This is a genomic window from Variovorax sp. RKNM96 (genome assembly GCF_017161115.1).
GTDB lineage: Bacteria > Pseudomonadota > Gammaproteobacteria > Burkholderiales > Burkholderiaceae_C > Variovorax.
The window spans coordinates 5,352,325-5,372,579 of sequence record NZ_CP046508.1; the positions used below are offsets into that span (position 1 = coordinate 5,352,325).

The following is a 20,255-nucleotide window of genomic DNA, read 5'->3' on the forward strand; positions in this document are numbered from 1 at the left end:
TCAGACTCCTTCCGCCCGCGCCTTGGCAACCGTGGCCGAGGCATGGGGCATCACGCTCCAGACGCTGGTTTCTTCGAGCGAGAGCGCATCTTCGACGCGGGTTTCGAGCCAGAGGCGCTGGATCAGGTTCTGCGCCACCTGCAGCCGGTAGTCGGCCGAGGCACGCATGTCCGACAGCGGCTTGAAGTCCTGCGCCAGCGCGAGCCTGGCGGTGGCCACGCTGGATTGCGTCCAGGGCTTGCCGACGAGCGCGGCTTCCGCATTCGCCGCGCGCTTGACGGTGGCGGCCATGCCGCCAAAGGCCAGGCGCACCGCCTTCACTATGTCGCTGCCCTCCTCCAGTTCGATCGCGAAGCCCGCGCACAGCGCCGAGATGTCGCAGTCGAAGCGCTTGCTGATCTTGTAGGCGCGCACCTGGCGGCGCATGGCGGCCAGCGGAATCGCCAGCCCCTGCACGAACTCGCCGGGCTGCAGCTGGTTCTTCATGTAGTCGATGTAGAAGTCGGGCAGCGGCATGCGGCGCACCACGTCGCCGCGGCGCAGCTCGATCTCGGCGTCCAATGACATCAGCACCGGGGGCGAATCGCCGATGGGCGAGCCGTTGGCCACGTTGCCGCCCATGGTGCCGGCGTGGCGGATGGGCGGAGAGGCGAAGCGCAGCCACACCTCTTCCAGGCTGGGCACGCGCTGCACGAGCGCCTCGAAGGCGGATTCGAGCGAGGCGCCGGCGCCGATGTAGAGCTCGTCCGCCCGTGTTTCGATGGTCTTCATTTCGGCCACGTCGCCCACATAGATGATGTCGCCCAGGTCGCGGAACTGCTTGTTGACCCAGAGGCCGACGTCGGTGGAGCCGGCCAGCAACTGGGCGCGGGGCTTCTGTTCGCGCAGCGCGGCGAGCTGGGCGATGGTCCTGGGGGCGTGGAAGTGGTCCATGCGGGCGCCGAGCGGCGCGGCGTAGTTCAGGTCTTGCCCGTCGCTCTGCAGCGCGGTGAGCGCGGCCACCACGGGCCGGGTGTCGAGCCGCACGCCCGGCAGGTCGAACATGCGCTGGCCCGCATCGAGGATCGGCCGGTAGCCGGTGCAGCGGCAGAGGTTGCCCGAGAGGTCGTCGGCCAGTTGCTGGCGCGTGGGCTGCGTGCCCCCGGCCTGGTGGTGTTCGTAGGTGGACCACAGCGACATCACGAAGCCCGGCGTGCAGAAGCCGCACTGGGAGCCGTGGCAGTCGACCATCGCCTGCTGCACCGGGTGCAGCGTGTGGACGGGGTGCTTCTTGTCTTGCGACGGCGGGGTGGCGCATTGCGCCTTCAGGTCTTCGACCGTGAAGAGCGCCTTGCCGTGCAGCGTGGGAAGAAACTGGATGCAGGCGTTGACCGTCTGCAGTTGCAGGCCGCCAACCGTGCCGGGGGCGTTGGCGTCGGTGGCCAGCTCGCCGATCACCACCGTGCAGGCGCCGCAGTCGCCCTCGTTGCAGCCTTCCTTGGTGCCGGTGCAGTGCGCGTCCTCGCGCAGCCAGTCGAGCACCGAGCGCGTCGGGTGCACGCCGCTCACGTCGACGATCTTGCCGCGATGGAAAAAACGGACGGGCTGGATGTTGTTTGGCTCTGTACTCATGCTCTTCGGGCTCGTGGGCGGCTCGGTGTTTCCGGCCAAGCCTGGACGTTAGTCGCTTGCGCCGCATCCCACATACCGCGGGAGCCATATTGCGTATGTGGGCGCGGGTATGCGACCTAGGGGGAAACCCTGGAGAGAGCGAGCAATTCCCGGGCCATGGGCGCAGCGCGCGCCCCGGAGCACGGCGTCAGGTCGGCTCGGGCACCGCTGCCGTCGCGGGCTTCGGCTGTGCGTAGCGCCACGCGATCAGCGTGCCGATGCAGAGGAACGCCGCAGCGAGGAAAAACGGCGCGCCCGGCAAGTGCACCGGCGCGTCCGCGCCGATGAAGTAACCGAAGCTGCCGGCGAACATCGCCGGCCCGACGATGCCCGCCACCGACACCAGGCTGGTGAGCGCCCCCTGGATGCGGCCCTGCTCGGCGGTGCCGACCTGCAGCGTGACCAGCGCCTGCGCCGCCGGTCCGGCGAACGCCAGCAGAATGCCGAACGGCACCCCGGCCAGGAGGATCCATCCAGCGTCGGCAAACCCGATGATGACGAAGCCGAGCACGCCGAAGCCCATGCCGAGCAACAGGGCGCGGCGCTCGCCGAAGCGCTTCACGCCCGGCCCGATCAACAGCGCATTGACCAGCACGCTGAGCACGCCCACCGCGCCGAGCACCCAGCCCACGGCGTCTTCCTTCCAGTGATACCGGTAGTCGGCGAACAGCACGAACACGCTGGGATAGACGTACTGAGCCAGGTTCACGAGGAAGATCACCGCCGCCAGTCCGAACACCTGCGGATAGCGCTTGAGCAGCACCAGCGTCCCAACCGGATTGGCATGCGACCAGTCGAACTTGCGGGCACGCCGCTCGGGCGGCAGCGATTCGGGCAACACGAACCATCCGTAGCAGAAGCTGAGCAGCGTCAAGCCGGCCGCGAACCAGAACGGCAGGCGCGGATCGATGTGGCTCAGTTGCCCGCCGAGCACCGGCCCGAACACCAGGCCCATGCCGAACGCGGCCCCCACGATGCCGTAGCTGCGGGCGCGCTCCTCCGGCAGCGTCACATCGGCGATGTAGGCATTGGCGATGGTGAAGCTGGCCGAGAACACGCCGGAGACCACCCGGCCGACGAACAGCCACGGCAGGCTGTCGGCCAGGGCCATGAACACGAAATCCACGCCGAGGCCGAAGCACGACAGCAGGATCACCGGCCGCCGCCCGAAGCGGTCGGACAGCGCGCCCTGGATCGGCGAGCTCACGAACTGGATCGCCGCGAACGCGGTGCCGAACACAGCGATCCAGTACGCCGCCGTTACCGTGCTGCCGCCGGCCAGCCGCTCCACCAGGTGCGGCAGGCCGGGCAGGATCAGGCCGAACGCCATGAAGTCGATCAGCACCGTGACGAAGATGAAGGCGAGCGCGGCGCGGCGTACGCGCGGCGCTGGAAGGGTGGCGGTCAATCGCTGCGGCCCAGGTATTTGCCCATCCGCGGATGCACCTCGCCGAGGCCCCCGAGCCGCCCGAACAGGCCATCGAAGCAGCCGAGCATCAGCGCGATGGTCTTCTTGAAGCGGTCGCGCTCGAACATCAGCATCGGCAGGATCTGCTTGAGCGTGTAAACGTTGATGAACAGGATCGCGGGAAAGGCGCGCACATGCGCCCGCGAGAGATCGATGGCATTGCGCGCGATGTAGTAGCGCCGCGCGGCCGGGTAGTTGATGAAGTGGATCTTCCAGCCGAACAGCGACCGGGCACGGATGTCGCCAATCTGGTGCCGCAGCACGACGTGCGGATTCAGGTAGAGCGGCACGCCGCGACCCAGGGCACGCATGCAGTAGTCGGTGTCCACGTGGTCGATCACATAGCGCTCGTCGAACCGGCCGATCCGGGCCCAGGCGCCGCGCGAAATCAGGGAGCCCGAGGAAATCATGAAGGCGCAGCGCATCAGCGGCTCGGTGAAGGGCTGCCGCAGGTCGAACTGGTAGACGCGTTTGCCCTGGAGGCCGAATTGCGGGATCAGCGCGTCCAGGTTCGTGTCGTGGACGAGCGGGCCGATCAGGAAGGCCGCGTCTTCCTCACCATTGCCCTCGCCCTTCCGCTCCCGGGCCACCATCGCAGCCTCGCACATGGCATCGAAGTAGCCGGGTGGCAGCTTCGAATCCTGGTCGAGCAGGAAGAAGAGTTCGGCGCCCCGCGCTTCGAGGTCGATGATGCCGCGGTTGAAGGCGCCCGCGATGCCGCCGCGGTTGCCGTTGTGCAGCACCGAAACGCCCGCATCGACGAGCGCCGCATGCCAATCGCCCACCTGCGGCGTGTTGTCGACCACGCAGAGGTGCGGACACGAGGCCGCCAGCGAATGGAGGTTCGCCACTTGCTCGCCGGTCGGGAAATAGGTGACGACGACGGCACCGAACGGGAAGGACATCCTCGGCGTCAGCCGGCCGCCGTGGCCACCACCAGCGAACGCGGGCGCATGTCCTGCCAGTTCGCCGCGATGTAGGCGCTGCAGGCGTCGCGGTCGGTCGGCGCCAGCGCCACCTGCCAGCCGGCGGGCACGGCGATGAAGGCGGGCCACAGCGAGTGCTGGCCCTCGTCGTTCACCAGCACCTGGAAGCTGGCGTTCTTGTCGTCGAACGGGTTGCTCATCTGGGATTTCCTTTGTCGTATGGGGTTCAGGTTCAAGCCATTTCCGCGGATGCGAAGGTTTGCAGAAGTGCCTCGAGGGCGCCGGCGATGCCGGTCAGCGCGCGATGGCAAGCGAAGTCCTCACGCAGCACCGCCGCACGCTGGCGATAGGTCGAGTTGCCCAGTACCTTGCGCACCGCGTCGCCGACCTGGCGCGCGGTCGGCTGGCCGGTGGCGAGGTTGATGCCCGCGCCCGACCAGGCCACGCGCGCGGCGATCTCGGGCTTCTCTTCGGAGGTGCCGGCCACCACCAGCGGCACACCGAGGCTCAATGCATGGTTGACCGAGCCGTAGCCGCCGTTGGTGACCATCGCGTGCAGCTTGGGCAGCAGCCGGTCGTAGGGCAGGAACGGCACCACGCGGGCGTTGGCGGGCAGGTTCACCGTCAGGGCGGGCGGCACCGGGCCGCCGGTGGTGGCGATGACGAGGATGTTCTTGTCGCCGGCCAGCGCCTGCAGCGTCGGGCCGATCAGCTGCGACGGATTCTGGTTGGCCAGCGTGCCCTGCGTGACCAGCACGACCGAGCGGCCGTCGTCCAGCTCGTGCCACCACTCGGGCGGCGTGAAGTCGCGGCTCGCGGGCGAGAGCAGCGGGCCGACGAAATGCACCGACGCGGGCAGGTCGCTGCGCGGGTATTCGAACGAAGGCGCGGTGAGCTGCAGGTAAAGATCGGGCAGCTTCACCATCGCATCGACGAAGAAATCGGGCAGCGCGGCCAGGCCCGAACGCGCGAGCAGCGTGTCGAAGTAGCGTTGCACCTCGCCGAACATCGCCTGTTTGAGGTTGGCGTTCATCGCCTTGTTGCGCACCCGCCCTTCCGGCGTGGACGACGGCGGCAGCGCGGTGCCGAAGAAGGCGGTGTCGCAGCTCGAGAGCGGCAGCGCCGAGATGCCGATGCCGACGATGGCCGGGCGGTCTTCGCGCTCCTTGCCTAGCAGCAGCGGGAAAGTGCCGCAGAACATCGTGTCGACCACGATGGCATCGGCCTCGAAGTCTTCGAGGATCGATTGCAGGCCCGCATGCTGCGCGGCCATCGCATCGGCAAAGAAGTGCTTCAGGCCGAAGCACAGCTGCGCATGCGCCGAGGCGATGCGCTGGCGCTCGGGAAAGCGCTTGTCCAGGTCGCGGTAGTCGAAGTCGATCGTGCGCTCGAAGGGCGTGAAGCCCGCACCGGTCGCCTCGGCCTGCGCCCTGAACTGGCTCGCGGTGTGCACCCGCACCTCGTGCCCCTGGTTCACCAGATGCTGCGCGATGGCCAGCATCGGCAGGACGTGTCCCGGCAAGGCGGTTGCTGCGATGAGATAGCGTGCCATTCCGTGTGCTCCTATGAAGTGGTGGTTTCCAGGGCGCGGCGCGCCTTGGTGTCGATGCCCAGGTCGACGAAGTAGCGCTGCAGCAGGTCGCGGTCCACCGGGCGGATCGGCGCGCCGATGGCCTCGAGCTGCGCATGCGTGGCCGCGCCGCTCACCTGCGGCGGCGTGGCCGTGGTGTCGTAGCGGTCGAGGATGGCGAGCACCGCGGCCAGGTCGCGGTCATGCGCGACGGCCAGCCGTGCATGCGCGCGCTGCAGCCAGGGCTCCAGCCCGACCGGCTCCAGCCGCATGCCCATGCGCTCGAAGACGTGCGGAATGTCGCGCACCCGCAGCGCCGCCTGGCTCATCAGGTGGAACACCTGGCCCCACGAGGCCTCCTGCGCCGCAAGGCCGAGGATGGCGCGCGCCACGTCGTCCACCGGTGTGAGGTTGAGCGGCAGGTCCATATCGGGAATCGCTTCCAGGTCGGCATAGAGATGCGCCACGCGCCAGATCAGGTCGTCGGCATTGCAGATCGCGTGCGTGTGGTCGCCGGTGACTGCCCCCAGCCGGTAGATCGCCACCGGCATGCCGCGCGCCTGCGCCTCGCGGGCCAGCGCATCGCCGACCCACTTGCTCTGGCTGTAGCCGTCGACCAGCCCGCTCCATGAGGCCAGCGCCGATTGCTCGGTGATGGTGTCTTCCTTGTTGTTCTGGTCGATCACAGCCAGCGTGGAGACGTAGTGCATGCTCTTCGCGCGCCCCTGCGCCGTCCATTCGAGCAGCGTGACCACGCTGTCGACGTTCGCGGGCTTGAGGCTCGCGTAGGGATGCAGGAAGTCGACCTGCGCGGCGCAGTGGTAGATGGCGTCGCAGCCGTCGCGCACCAGTTGCACGGCAGCGTCATCGAGGCCCAGGCGCGGCTTGCCGAGGTCGCCGGTCACGACCTTGATGCGCGCGTTGTCCCAGATCGCACCGAGCTGGCGCTGGGCCAGCGTGCGCTTGAGGCGCTGCTCGCCGGCCTGCTCGTCGGGCGCGCGCACGTGGCAGACCACGCAGGCCGCGGTGTCGCGCAACAGCGCGGCCAGCAGGTGACTGCCGACGAAGCCGCTCGCGCCGGTGAGGAACACGCGGCGCGGTGCGAGCTTCGGTGCAGTGGCCTGCGGGCGGATGTGCGCGGGCAGGTCGAGCTCGCGCGACAGGTCCAGCGCCTCGACCGTGCCGCCTTCGTTGTCGAGCCAGGCGGCCAGGTCGGCAATCGTCGGGCGGTTGTAGACCTCGGCGTGCGGGAAGTCCGCGCGCACCTGCTGGCGGATGCGCATGCCCAGCTGGATCGCCATGAGCGAATGCCCGCCGATCTCGAAGAAGTTGTCGTGGATGCCGACACGCTCCAGGTGCAGCGTCTCGGACCAGAGGCCCGCGAGCAGTTTCTCGGTCGGCGTGCGGGGCTCCACGTACAGCGCGGCGGGCTGCTGGTCGGGCACCGGCAGCGCCTTCTTGTCGAGCTTGCCGCTTTGCGTGAGCGGCAGCGACGGCAGGCGCACGAAGGCCGAAGGCACCATGTAGTCGGGCAAGGCCTGCGCCATGTGGGCGCGCAGCTCGGTGGGCTGCGGCTCGGAACCGGCGACGAAGTAGGCGACCAGGCGCTTCTCGCCGGGCACGTCCTCGCGGGCGATCACGGCGGCCTGCGTGATCAACGGGTGCTTGAGCAGCACGGATTCGATCTCGCCCGGCTCGATGCGGAAGCCCCGGATCTTCACCTGCTGGTCGGCGCGGCCGAGGAAGTCGAGCGTGCCGTCGGCGCGCCAGCGTGCGAGGTCGCCGCTGCGGTACATGCGGCTGCCGGGCGCGCCATGCGGGTCGGCGATGAAGCGTTCCGCACTCAATGCCGGCCGGTTGAGATAGCCGCGCGCCACGCCGCTGCCGGCGATGTAGAGCTCGCCCGCGACACCCGGCGGCACCGGTTGCAGGGCGCTGTCGAGCACATACATCCGCGTGTTCCAGATCGGCTGGCCGATGGAGGGCAACTCCTCGGCCGTCATCGGCGCGCTCATGCTCGCGCAGATGGTGATCTCGGTCGGGCCGTAGGCGTTGATCATGCGGCGGCCTTGCGACCACTTCGCCGCCAGCGCGGCGGTGCAGGCATCGCCGCCGACCACCAGCGTCTGCAGGTGCGGGAACTCGCCGTGCGGCAGGGTCGCGAGCGCGGCGGGCGGAATCAGCGCGTGGCTCACGGCCTGCTTCTCGAGCAGATCGGCCAGCTCCGTGCCGAGCAGTTGCTCCGGCCCCGGCACCACCAGCGCGGCACCGGCGCCAAAGGCCATCAGCTGGTCCATCACCGACGCGTCGAAGCCGCTGGAGGAGAACTGCAGCACGCGCGAGCCGTGGCCGATGACGAGCCGCTCCGCCATCGCGGTGCCGAGGCTGCCCAGGCCCGCATGCGGCACCACCACGCCCTTGGGCATGCCGGTGGAGCCGGAGGTGTAGATGAGGTAGGCGGCATCCTGTGGATTGGCCGCATGCACCAGCGGCGTATCCGACTGGATGGCCAGCGCGGCAACCATGCTGTCGCTGTCGAGCGCGATGCAGCGGGGAACGCCGACCAGCTCGGGCAACAGCGCATCGTGCGTCAGCACCGCGGCGGGCGCGGCCTCCTCGAACACGAAGGCGCTGCGCGCGGCCATGTGGTTGGGGTCGATGGGCAGGTAGGCCGCGCCGGCCTTCACGATGGCCAAGTGCGCCACGATGAGGTCGAGCGAACGCGGCAGCACTGTCGCGACGATGGCGCCAACCCCGATGCCTTGCGCACGCAGCAGGTGCGAGAGCCGGTTGGCGCGTGCATCGAGTTCGGCGTAGCTGACGGTCGCGTCGTCGAGCACCACTGCATCTGCAAGCGGGCGCTCCGCGGCATGCGAGGCCACCATGTCGGCGAACGAGAGCGGCGCAAGGTCGCGCGTGCGGCCGCTCCAGTCGGACAGCAGGCGGTCGGTTTCTTCCGCGCTCAGGATGGCGAGGCCACTCACCGCATCGTCGGGCGCCTCGCAGGCCTCTTCCAGCAAACGCACCAGCCGCGCGCCCATGGCCTCGACCGTGCTGCGCTCGAACAGGTCGGTGCTGTACTGGATGCCGCCGGAGATGCCGCCCGGCAGGCCATCGGCACCGCGTTGCTCGCCGAGGATGAACGACAGGTCGAACTTCGCGGTGTCGATGGCCACCGGCTGCGGCGCGATCGACAGGCCCGGCAGGCTGAACGACAGGCGGCTCGTGCCCTGGAAGCCCAGCATGACCTGGAACAGCGGCAGGTTGGCGCGCGAGCGGCCCGGACGCAGCAGCTCCACGAGGCGGTCGTACGGAAACTCCTGGTTCGCATAGGCCGCGAGGTTGGTGGCGCGCACGCGCGAGACCAGCTCGCGCAGGCTCGGCTGGCCCGAGGTGTCAGTGCGCAGCACCAGCGTGTTGACGAAGCAGCCGATGAGTTCGTCCAGCGCATGGTCGCTGCGCCCCGCGACCGGGCTGCCGATGACGATGTCGTCGCCCGCGCCGAGGCGGCTCAGGAGGCCCGCGAGTGCGGCCTGCAGCACCATGAAGACGCTGGCCTGCCCGTCGCGCGCCAGTTGCAGGATGCGTTCATGCACATGCGACGGAATCTGCAGCGGGACCACATCGCCGCGGTAGGTCGGCACGAGCGGCCGTGCGTGGTCGACGGGCAGCGCCAGTTGCTCGGGCAGGTCGCTCAGCGAGGAACGCCAGAACTCACGCTGGCGGCCGGCCATGCTCTCGGCATCGTCTTCGCTGCCGAGCAGCTCCTGCTGCCACAGCGCGTAGTCGGCGTATTGCAGCGGCAGCGGCTCCCAGCCCGGCGCCTTGCCTTCGCAGCGCGCGGCATAGGCCACGCTGATGTCGCGCGCTAGCGGCAGCAGCGAGGCGCCATCGCCGGCAATGTGGTGCGTGAGCAGCAGCAGCACGTGTTCGTCGCCGGCGAGCTTGAACAGGTAGACGCGCAAGGGCGCCGCGCTGCCGAGATCGAAGGCATGGCCCGCAGCGGCGTGAAGCTGCGCCGCGATTTCTTCTTCGCTGCTGTCGGCCTCGATCACCGCCGGACGCGCATCCGCGCCGTCGAGGATGTGCTGGTACGGCAGCCCGTCTTCGTTCGGGTAGACCGTGCGCAGGCTCTCGTGGCGCTGCACCAGGTCGCCGAGCGCCGCATGCAATGCGGTGCGATCGAGCACACCCGACAGGCGCAGCGCGAGCGGCATGTTGTAGGCCGGGTTCGCGCCTTCGAGCTGGTTCATCAGCCACAGGCGGCGCTGCGCGAAGGACAGCGGAATGCGCGCGGGGCGCGGCATCGGAGTCAGGCTCGGACGGGCGACCGATTCCTGGTCGAGCAGCTCGGCAAGGCCCGCGATGGTGGAGACCTGGAACAGCGTGTCGACCGGCAGGTCGATCATGAATTGCTGCCGGATCATCGACATGAGCTGCACGATCATCAGCGAGTGGCCGCCGAGTTCGAAGAAGTTGTCGTTGACACCGACGCGCGGCAAATGCAGCGTCTCGGCCCAGAGGCCGGCCAGGATCTTTTCGGTCGGCGTGCGCGGCGCGGCGTACGGCGTGGCGGCCTGCACTTCGGGGGGCGGCAGCGCCTTGCGGTCGAGCTTGCCGCTGGGTCCGAGCGGCAGCGACGGGAGGCTGACGAAGGCCGAAGGCACCATGTACTCGGGCAGCGATTGCGCGAGGCGCGTGCGCAGTTCGGCCGCTTGCGGATCGGCAGCGTCCGTCGCAACGACGTAGGCCACGAGACGCTTTTCGCCCGGTACGTCTTCGCGCGCCACCACGGCGGCCTGCGCGACTTGCGGATGCTGCAGCAGCACGGATTCGATCTCTCCCGGCTCGATGCGCAGGCCCCGGATCTTCACCTGCTGGTCGGCGCGGCCGAGGAAGTCAAGGCTGCCGTCCTTGCGCCAGCGCGCGAGGTCGCCGGTGCGGTACATGCGGCTGCCGGGTGTGCCGTAGGGGTTGGCGATGAAACGCTCGGCGCTCAGCAACGGGCGCTTGAGGTAGCCGCGTGCGAGGCCGACGCCCGCGATGTACAGCTCGCCAGTCACGCCGGCCGGCACGGGCTGCAGGCCGCTGTCGAGCACGTGCATCTGGGTGTTCCAGATCGGGCGGCCGATGGGAACGCTCGAGGCTTCTGCGTCGTCCGTGCGTTCGCACTCCCACGAGGTGACGTCGACCGCGGCCTCGGTCGGACCGTAGAGGTTGTGCAGCTCGCACGAGAGGTGCTGCTGGAACTGCGATTGCAGCGCGGGCGACAAGGCTTCGCCGCTGCAGATCACGCGGCGCAGCGTGGTGCATGCGCCCGCCGTGGGCTCGAGCAGGAAGACCTCGAGCATCGACGGCACGAAGTGGATCGTGGTGATGCCCTCCTCCGCGATCAGCCCCGCGAGGTAGGCCGCATCCTTGTGGCCGCCCGGTTTCGCAAGCACCAGCGTGGCACCGTCGATCAGCGGCCAGAAGAACTCCCACACCGACACGTCGAAGCTGGAAGGCGTCTTCTGCAGCACGCGGTCGTCGGCCTGAAGGCCGTAGCGGTCCTGCATCCAGCGCAGGCGGTTGACGATGGCGCGGTGCGACACGACCGCACCCTTGGGCATGCCGGTCGAGCCCGAGGTGTAGATCACATAGGCCGGATGCGAAGGGTCGATCGCGATGCCCGGGTTGGTGTCGTTGCAACTCTCCAGATCCGCAATCGTTTGCGCTACATCGAGCAGCAATGTGGGGGCGGCTGCCGGCAGCGACTCCGCGAGGGCTTCGGTCGTGACGAGGCACACGGGCTGCGCATCGCCGAGCATGAAGGCGATGCGGTCCGCCGGGAAATCCGGATCGACCGGCAGGTAGGCCGCGCCGGTCTTCAACGTGGCGAGCAAGGCAATCATCAGGTCCATCGAACGCGGGATCGCGAGCGCCACGGTGCGCTCCGGGCCAGCGCCGCGTGCGCGCAGCAGGTGGGCGAGACGGTTGGCGCGGCGGTTCAGTTCTTCGTTGTTCATCGCCTCGCCGTCGAAGCGCAATGCGATGGCTTGCGGATCGGCTGCGAGCTGCGCTTCGATCAACGCGGTGAGATGGGTGTCGGGCACGGCGTGGGCCGTGTCGTTCCACTCGACCAGCAATTGCTGCCGCTCTTCGGCACCGAGCAGGTCGATCTGGCCGACGGCCTGCAACGGCAGGCGGATCACGGCGTCGATGAAGGCAAGCAGCCGGCGCTGGTGATCGGCCAGTTCCTCTGCGGTGTGCACCGCGGGGTTGGCGTCGAAGTCGATCTGCAGGTCCTGCCCGTTGCCGCGCTCGTACAGGAAGATGCCGAGGTCCTCGGCCGTGCCGTTCGAGAGGTTGCGCGGCTTCGCGGCATGGCCCGCAAAGCGGAAGTCGTAGTCGAAGGGCTCGACGTTGACCACGGTGGTGAAGAGCTGCCGGTTGTTCACCAGCATGTTGAGGTCGCTGCGCAAATGCTCGTAGCGATACGACTGGTGCCGCAGGATCTGCCGCATCTGCCGGCCGACTTCGCGGATCAGTTCCGGAATCGGCAGGTCCGCGCGCATCGCCAGGCGCAGCGGCAGCGCGTTGGCCACCATCGCGGGCACGCGGCGCATGCGGTCGTTGTGGCGCGCGGTGACGGGGATGCCGATTGCCATGTCCTCGATGCCCGTTGCGCGGTACAGGTAGGCCGCGGTGGTGGCGATGAGGATTTGCGGCAGCGTGGTGCCGAGCTCTTGCGCGATGGTCTGCAGGGCTTGCACGCTGGCCGCCGGCAGGTGCACCGTCTGGCGCAAGAGGCCACCGACGTTGACCGAGCGGTGCGAGGCGAGGCTCAACGGATCGGGTGCATCGGCGAAGCGCTCGGTCCAGTACTGGCGGTCGCGCGGGAAGCGGCCGGACTCGCGATAGGCATGTTCTTCGTCGGCCAGCTGCGAGATCGGTGCAAGGCGCGAGTCTTCGGGCACCGCTGCGTTGTTGTCGACCATCGCGGTGTAGATGTCGGCGAAGCGGCGTGCGATGAGGCCGCCGCTGAAGCCGTCGAGCGCGATGTGATGGCTGCGGTGGTACCAGATGTGGCGATCGGGCGCGAGGCGGATCAGCGCGGACAGCCACAGCTGCCCGTGCGCGAGGTCGATGCTGCGGGTGTAGTCCGCATGCATCCAGCGCTCGGCCTCGGCCTGCGGATCGCTCTCGCCGCTGAGGTCGAGGTAGGGGATCTCGCCGGTGAAAACGGGCGCGACGACCTGTCGTGGCCCTTGCGGGGTATCGATGAAGCTCAGGCGCGTGGCCTCGACTTCATCGGCCACCTGTCGCATGGCCGCCAGGAAGATCGCGGGGTCGATCTCGCCTGCGATGTCGATGGCTTCGGCGAGATTGAAATTGGTGTCGGGCGACGCGAACTTTGCGCCGAGCCACATCGCCATCTGCCCCGAGGTAAGGGGGGCGGTGCGGCCCAGCTGATCGACGGTACTCATGCACTTCTCCAGGTCTTGAGTGAAATTGGCAACGATGCATGTGCGCGTGAAATGGACGCGTCGTGCATCGGCCGCTCAAGGAGAAATGCCGGTGCTCCGCGGTAACAATCCGTTCACATTGCCAGTCCACTGTACAAGTGGTTTCAACACTTTCAGTGACGGTTTTAGGGAAGAAAACATTTCACGAACGTCTTTGAGCGCGAAAGATTTCATCCCGAAGTTGCGACCTGAATCGCGGCTTTCGGAATCGAAGGCTTTCATCGTATTTCGCGCGTCATGCACCCCAAAAGAATGTTGCGATGCAGCAACTGGGCGAGAAAGCTGTAGGGGAATCTCTCGGCGTGTTACTCGCGCAGTCGCGCGCGCTTGCACCGCGCGGCGCGTACTTTGGTGGTCGAACTTCAGCCGCGCTCGGAGAACAGCGCCGTGATCACCTGCCGCAACCAACGGTTGGCCGGGTCGCCCTCGAAGCGCTTGCTCCAGTGCAGCGACACGCTGAAATCGCGCAGCGGAAACGGCGGCTCGACGATCGCGTAGCCGCCCTCCTCCGCAAACCCTCGCGCGATGTTGCGCGGCATCACCACCGCGAGATCGGTGGCGCGCACGATGGCCGGTAGCACCATGAAGTGCTCGGTCGTGAGGCGCAGGCGGTCTTCGAGGTTGAGCAACTGCAAGATGCGCAGCGTGTCGGCGTGCGTGCGCACCGCCACGTAGTCGAGCTCCTGCAGCGCCTCGAGCAGCGCCTGCCCCTTGCGCCGGCGCTTCACAAAGGGATGGCCCTTGCGCAGCAGCACGATGTAGCGGTCTTTCAGAAGATGCGTGCGCTGCGTGTCGCGCACGGTCGAGAGAAAGCCGAAGGCGAAATCGATGCGGCCGCTGTCGAGTGCGGGCGCAACCTCCGCAGGCAAGAGCGGCAGGGTCTCCAGCCGCACGCCGGGCGCCAGCTCGCCGAGCCGCGCCATCAGCGCGGGCAGGAAGCGCCCCTCGCCGATGTCGCTCATGTGAATACGAAAGCTCTTGCGCGACACCTGGGGCTCGAAGCGATCGGGCTCGTGCAGCGCCGCTTCGATCGTGCCGAGCGCCGCCTGCACCGCCACCGCGAGCCGGTCGGCGCGCGGCGTGGGCGCCACGCCGCCGGGGGCACGCGTGAAGAGCGCGTCTTTCAAAAGCAGCCGCAGCCGTCCCAGCCCATGGCTTGCCGCAGGCTGCGTGAGGCCCAGCGACTCCGCGGCGCGGCTCACGCTGCGCTCGCGGTAGACCGCATCGAACAGGCGCAGCAGATTGAGGTCGACCGAGTCGATATGCATGCCATTCATATTACTTAGCTTGATTATTTTATTGAAGGCAAACCTTGCGGCACGCACACTGGCGAGCGGTTTTCAGCCGACCTCCCAGTCGGCCCGTTGGAACACCCCACGAAAAGAAGGAGACACGACATGGCCAGACTCCGTCTGCATGCGGCCCTCGCCGCGCTGCTCTTCGCATCCGCTGCCACATGGGCCCAGCAGCCACCCGCCGAGGAGCCGGGCTGGGCCAAGGGCCGGCCGAAGAACGAAGCGGCCACGCGCCTGGCGCCGGTGCCCTCCTTCCCGATTCCCACAGCGCCCGACCAGCTGCCCACCGCCAAGTTCAAGCTGCCGCCGGGCTTCAAGGTCGAGACCTGGGCCTCGGGGGTGCTCGATGCGCGCGAGTTGCGCCAGGGCGCCAAGGGCACGGTCTTCGTGAGCACGCTGTTCGTGGGCAACAAGGTCTATGCCATTGCCGAGAAGGGCGACCGCAAGCCAAAGACCATCATCGACAAGACCGAGTTCGCCACCGGCATCGAGTTCTACAAGGGCGCGCTGTTCCTCGCCACGCACAAGCAGATCGTGCGTTACGACGGCATCGAGGACAAGCTGGACAACCCCGGAACGCCGGTGGTGCTCAACGACAAGCTGCCCGGCGGCCAGGACCACAGCTGGCGGTACCTGCGCATGCACAACGACAAGCTCTACTACGCGGTCGGCGCGCCCTGCAACCTGTGCGAGCCTGACGACGCGCACGCGCGCATCTTCCGCATGAACCCCGACGGCAGCGGCATCGAGACGGTGGCGCGCGGCGTGCGCAACACGGTGGGCTTCGACTTCGACCCGAAGACCGGCAACCTCTGGTTCACCGACAACGGCCGCGACTGGCTCAGCGAAGACCTGCCCAACGACGAGCTCAACGTGGTGACCAAGCCCGACCAGCACTTCGGCTACCCGTACTGCCACCAGGGCAACATCCTCGATTCGGAATTCGGCTGGGGCAAGCGCTGCGACGACTACCAGAAGCCCGCGGCCCTGCTCGGCCCGCACGCCGCCGCACTTGGCCTCACGTTCTACAACGGCAAGAGTTTCCCGGCCAAGTACCGCGGCGCCATGTTCATCGCGCGCCACGGCCCGTGGAACCGCACCACCAAGTACGCCGACATCGCGGTCGCCTGGCCCGACGGCAAGGGCGGCGCGAAGATCGAGCCCTTCATGACGGGCTTCGTCGAGAACAACACCTACCTCGGCCGGCCGGTGGACTTCCTCGTGCTGAAGGATGGCTCGATGCTCGTGAGCGACGACCACGCCGGGGCGATCTATCGCATCAGCTACGGTGGCCGATGAAGAAGGCCGGCCTTCTTCCGCAAGCCGCCGCGGCGATCTGCATGGCGATGGCGTTGTTCCCGTCGGCTGCCGCTGCGCAAGGCACGCCATCGGCACCAGGCACCTATGCCCAGCGCTACGCGTCGCTGTGCGCCTCATGCCACGGCGCGAACGGCCGCAGCGACATGGCGGGCACGCCGGTGCTCGCGGGCCAGCATTCGTTCTATGCGATCACGCAGCTCTTTCTCTTTCGCGAGGGCCGGCGCGACAACCCGGCGATGACCGCTGTCGCGAAGACCATGAGCGATGCGGACCTGCGCGGCTTCTCCGACTACATCGCCACGCTGCCCGCGGTGCCCGCACCGCCGGCGGCCGCACCACCCGACGCCGCGCGCATGACGCGCGGCCAGGCATTGGCGCAAGAACATCGCTGCGTGATCTGCCACGGCGCCGACCTGAGCGGCGGCCAGCAGGTGCCGCGCATCGGGCAGCAGCATGAAGACTACCTGCAGCTCACGCTGCACGGCTTTCGCACCGGCAAGCGTCCGGGCTACACGCAGGCGATGGGCGAAGCGGTGAGCCGCATCGCGCCGGAGGACCTGGACACGCTCGCCTACTACGTGGCGCGCTTTCCCGCCGCGCCCGCGAAGCCTCCACCACCGAAGTAACACCGTCGTACGACATCTGCGGATGCGCGATGCGGAGCGCAGCGCGCCGCGTACCCGTCGTACCCCCAAACACTCAACATCGGAGCCGAATCTCTTGGAAGTCTCATTCAGCAAGGAAGTGGAAATGCTGCGTCTCGGCAGAGGCGACACCTTCCACGGCGAGGGCATCCTCGCCATCACCAAGGGCCTCCTGCAGTCGGGCGTGGCCTACGTGGGCGGCTACCAAGGCGCGCCCGTCTCGCACCTGCTCGACGTGATGGTCCAGGGCAAGGCCTATATGGACGAACTCGGCGTGCACGTCGAGGCCTGTTCGAACGAGGCCTCGGCCGCGGCGATGCTCGGCGCCTCCATCCACTATCCGCTGCGCGGCGCGGTCACCTGGAAGTCCATCGTCGGCACCAACGTGGCCGCCGATGCGCTGTCGAACCTCTCCTCGCCGGGCGTGACCGGCGGCGTGCTGATCGTGGTGGGCGAGGACTACGGCGAAGGCGCCAGCGTGATCCAGGAACGCACGCATGCCTATGCGCTCAAGTCGAGCATGTGCCTGCTCGATCCGCGGCCCGACCTCGGCGTGATGGTGCGCATGGTGGAAGAAGGCTTCCGCCTTTCCGAGACCTCGAACATGCCCTGCCTGATGGAACTGCGCATCCGCACCTGCCACGTGCGCGGCAGCTTCGATTGCAAGGACAACATCGCGCCCGCTGTCTCCACGCGCGCACTGATGACCGAGCCCGCGGGCTTCGACTACATGCGCCTCGCGCATCCGCCCGTCACCTTCCGCCACGAGAAGCTCAAGGGCGACGAACGCATTCCGGCGGCACGACGCTACATCGTCGAGCACGGACTCAACGAGCTGATACCCGGCCAGCGCCATGCAGACCTGGGCATCGTGGTGCAGGGCGGGCTCTACAACGCGCTGATCCGCAGCCTGCAGCAACAAGGCCTGGCCGATGCATTCGGCGAGACGGACATCCCGATCCTCGTGCTCAACGTGACCTATCCGCTGGTGCCCGAACAGGTAGCCGACTTCTGCATCGGCAAGCGCGCGGTGCTGGTGGTGGAAGAAGGCCAGCCCGAGTACATCGAGCAGGACATCGCGACGCTCCTGCGCCGGCGCGACATCCAGACGCCGCTGCACGGCAAGGACATGCTGCCCGCGGCCGGCGAGTACGGCGTCGAGGTGCTGTCGGGCGGCATCGGCGTCTTCGCCGCGAAGTACATCGAGGCCGGCGAAGCGTTGTCGTCCGCACAGGCCTGGCTCGCGGGCAACCGCGAACGCCGCGAGGCCGTCGCGCGACAGCTCACGGCGCCGCTGCCCAACCGCCCGCCGAGCTTCTGCATCGGCTGCCCCGAGCGCCCCGTGTTCTCCGCGCTCAAGCTTGCGCAGCAGGAGACGGGGCCGGTGCACATCGCGGCCGACATCGGCTGCCACGCCTTCGGCACCTTCGAACCGTTCTCGATGGGCCACTCGATCCTCGGCTACGGCATGAGCCTCGCGAGCCGTGCGGGTGTCGCGCCGATGATGAACCGCCGCACGCTGTCGATCATGGGCGACGGCGGCTTCTGGCACAACGGCCTGCTCACCGGCGTGCAGAGCGCGCTCTTCAACGACGACGATGCGGTGCTGCTGATCTTCAAGAACGGCTACACCTCGGCCACAGGCACGCAGGACATCATCTCCACGCCCGACGACGAGACGAAGGAACGCGCCGTCGACAAGCAGCAGAGCCTGGTCGACAAGAACCAGACCATCGAGGCCACGCTCACGGGCCTGGGCGTGAAGTGGATGCGCACCGTGACCACCTACGACGTGGAGCGCATGCGCAAGACGCTGACCGAGGCGCTCACGAGCGACTTCAACGGCCTGAAGGTGGTGATCGCCGAGGGCGAGTGCCAGCTCGAGCGGCAGCGGCGCATCAAGCCGTGGATCGCCGGGCTGCTGAAGAAAGGCGAGCGCGTGGTACGCGTGAAGTACGGCGTCGATGAAGACGTGTGCAACGGCGACCATGCGTGCATCCGCCTCTCGGGCTGCCCGACGCTCACGCTCAAGGACAACCCCGATCCGCTGAAAGTCGACCCGGTCGCCACCGTGATCGACGGCTGCGTGGGCTGCGGCCTGTGCGGCGCGAACGCGCATGCCGCCACGCTGTGCCCGAGCTTCTATCGCGCCGAGGTGGTGCAGAACCCGAAATGGCATGAACGACTGATGCACGGCCTGCGCGGTGCAGTGGTTCGCGCATTGCAACCCGCATGAGCCGCGCCATGGAACAGAACCGCCCCACGACCCTCCTCGTCTGCGCCCTCGGCGGCGAAGGCGGCGGCGTGCTCACCGAATGGCTGGTGGACATCGCCCGCCACGCCGGCTACGCCGCGCAGAGCACGTCGATCCCCGGCGTCGCGCAGCGCACCGGTGCCACCACCTACTACATCGAAGTGTTCCCCGTGCCGCTCGCGCAGCTCGGCGGCAGGCGCCCGGTGTTCAGCCTGAGCCCGGTGCCGGGCGCGCTCGATGCGATCGTCTCGTCGGAACTGCTCGAGACCGCGCGGCAGATCGGCAACGGCATGAGCGCACCGCTGCGCACGCTGGTCATCAGCTCGTCGGCGCGCATCTTCACCACCGCCGAGCGCATGGAGCCCGGCGACGGGCGCGCCGATGCGCAGCGGCTCGTCGACGTGGTGAAAGCCTTCAGCCGCGAGCACCACGTGTTCGACATGAACGCCATCGCGCGCGACACCGGCACCGTGGTCAGCGCGGTGATGCTCGGCGCCATCGCGGGCAGCGGCCTGTTCCCGTTCCCGCGCGACGCCTACGAGCACGTGGTGCGCGGCGGCGACACGAGCGCGCCCGAGAAGCTCGGCAAGATGACCGCGGCCAGCCTGCGTGGCTTCGCGGCCGCCTTCGACGCCGTGAGCGCACCGCGCACGCAGGCTGCCTTCGTCAACAGCGTGATGGCCGGCGATTCCGCCGATGCACCGCCACCGGCACGCGCCCTGCCCGACGAACTGGCGCGCCGCTTCCCGCCGGCCGTGCACGACATGCTCACGCTCGGCCACGCCCGCGTGCTCGACTACCAGGACGCCGCCTACGCGACGCTGTACGCCGAGCGCCTGGGCAAGGTGCTCGATGCCGAGCGCGCCGCCGATCCGGCCGGCGCCCACGGCTTTGCCGTCACCCGCGAGACCGCGCGCTGGCTCGCGCTGTGGATGGCCTTCGACGACATCGTGCGCGTGGCCGCACTCAAGGGCCGCGCGAGCCGCGCGCAACGCGTGCGCCAGGAAGTGCGCGCCACCGACGAGGACATCGTGAAGGTCTACGACCACTTCAAGCCCGGTGCCGCCGAGTTCGCCGCGCTGCTGCCACCTGCGCTGTCGCGCCGCGTGACCGCATGGGACCGCGGCCGGCAGGCGCGGGGCCGCGAGCCCTGGGCGTTACCGCTCAAGGTGGGCAGCCACTCGGTGCTGGGCATGGCGTCGCTGCGGCTGCTGTCTTCGCTCAAGTGGCTGCGCCGTCGTGGCGCCCGCTTCGCCGAGGAGCAATCGCTCATCGAACGCTGGCTCGTGGCCGTGGAAGCCGGCACGCGCGAAACCTGGGCGCTGGGCCACGAGCTTGCGCTGTGCGGGCGGCTCATCAAGGGCTACGGCAGCACCAACGAACGCGGCAAGCACAACCTGCTGCATGTGATCGACGCACTCGCCGCGAACCCGGCCCTGCCCGCGCCGGCGCGGGCGGAAGCGATTGCCGCGGCGTGCGAGGCGGCACTGGCCGACGAAGGCGGCAAAGCGCTCGACGCAGCGCTGGTGCGCCACGGCGCCGCGCCGCGGCCGGTGGTGGCGCAGCCGATTCGCTGGATGAAGCGGCCGCCCTCCAAGCTCGCTTGAACCTCCGGCCTCA

At 68.4% G+C, this 20,255-nt stretch carries 11 protein-coding genes; 4 read left to right on the forward strand and 7 right to left on the reverse strand.

Annotated elements, in window-relative coordinates:
- The 7 genes from xdhA to GNX71_RS24815 form a co-directional block, all read right to left on the reverse strand.
- Positions 1-1,611 (reverse strand): xanthine dehydrogenase small subunit, encoded by a 1,611-nt coding sequence (gene xdhA, locus GNX71_RS24785; protein ID WP_206174878.1) that lies wholly within the window; start codon positions 1,609-1,611, stop codon positions 1-3.
- A 187-nt stretch (positions 1,612-1,798) separates the two neighbouring features.
- A complete protein-coding gene (locus GNX71_RS24790; RefSeq protein WP_206174879.1) occupies positions 1,799-3,058 on the reverse strand; it encodes a TCR/Tet family MFS transporter in 1,260 nt (419 codons plus the stop codon).
- Positions 3,055-4,023 carry a glycosyltransferase family 2 protein gene (locus GNX71_RS24795; RefSeq protein WP_206174880.1) on the reverse strand — a complete coding sequence of 323 codons (969 nt, stop codon included), beginning with the start codon at positions 4,021-4,023 and terminating at the stop codon, positions 3,055-3,057. Before GNX71_RS24795 ends, GNX71_RS24790 begins: the two co-directional genes overlap by 4 nt.
- Before the next feature lie 8 nt (positions 4,024-4,031).
- On the reverse strand, positions 4,032-4,244 hold the full coding sequence (locus GNX71_RS24800; RefSeq protein WP_206174881.1) for an MbtH family protein: 213 nt from the start codon (positions 4,242-4,244) through the stop codon (positions 4,032-4,034).
- 32 nt (positions 4,245-4,276) lie between these two features.
- Positions 4,277-5,596 (reverse strand): nucleotide disphospho-sugar-binding domain-containing protein, encoded by a 1,320-nt coding sequence (locus GNX71_RS24805; protein ID WP_206174882.1) that lies wholly within the window; start codon positions 5,594-5,596, stop codon positions 4,277-4,279.
- Positions 5,597-5,607: 11 nt separating this feature from the next.
- Positions 5,608-13,083, reverse strand: a complete 7,476-nt coding sequence (locus GNX71_RS24810; protein WP_206174883.1) for a non-ribosomal peptide synthetase — start codon at positions 13,081-13,083, stop codon at positions 5,608-5,610.
- A gap of 401 nt (positions 13,084-13,484) precedes the next feature.
- The gene (locus GNX71_RS24815) at positions 13,485-14,399 is read right to left on the reverse strand and encodes a LysR family transcriptional regulator (RefSeq protein ID WP_206174884.1); all 915 of its coding nucleotides are present in this window, start codon (positions 14,397-14,399) and stop codon (positions 13,485-13,487) included.
- A gap of 120 nt (positions 14,400-14,519) precedes the next feature.
- Here GNX71_RS24815 and GNX71_RS24820 point away from each other — a divergent pair, with 120 nt between their 5' ends.
- The 4 genes from GNX71_RS24820 (at position 14,520) to GNX71_RS24835 (ending at position 20,242) form a co-directional block, all read left to right on the forward strand.
- Positions 14,520-15,716 (forward strand): PQQ-dependent sugar dehydrogenase, encoded by a 1,197-nt coding sequence (locus GNX71_RS24820; RefSeq protein ID WP_206174885.1) that lies wholly within the window; start codon positions 14,520-14,522, stop codon positions 15,714-15,716.
- On the forward strand, positions 15,713-16,363 hold the full coding sequence (locus GNX71_RS24825) for a c-type cytochrome (RefSeq protein ID WP_206174886.1): 651 nt from the start codon (positions 15,713-15,715) through the stop codon (positions 16,361-16,363). Before GNX71_RS24820 ends, GNX71_RS24825 begins: the two co-directional genes overlap by 4 nt.
- A 94-nt stretch (positions 16,364-16,457) precedes the next feature.
- The gene (locus tag GNX71_RS24830; protein ID WP_206174887.1) at positions 16,458-18,617 is read left to right on the forward strand and encodes an indolepyruvate ferredoxin oxidoreductase subunit alpha; all 2,160 of its coding nucleotides are present in this window, start codon (positions 16,458-16,460) and stop codon (positions 18,615-18,617) included.
- A gap of 8 nt (positions 18,618-18,625) precedes the next feature.
- Positions 18,626-20,242, forward strand: a complete 1,617-nt coding sequence (locus GNX71_RS24835; RefSeq protein ID WP_206174888.1) for an indolepyruvate oxidoreductase subunit beta family protein — start codon at positions 18,626-18,628, stop codon at positions 20,240-20,242.
- The last annotated feature ends 13 nt before the right edge of the window (positions 20,243-20,255 follow it).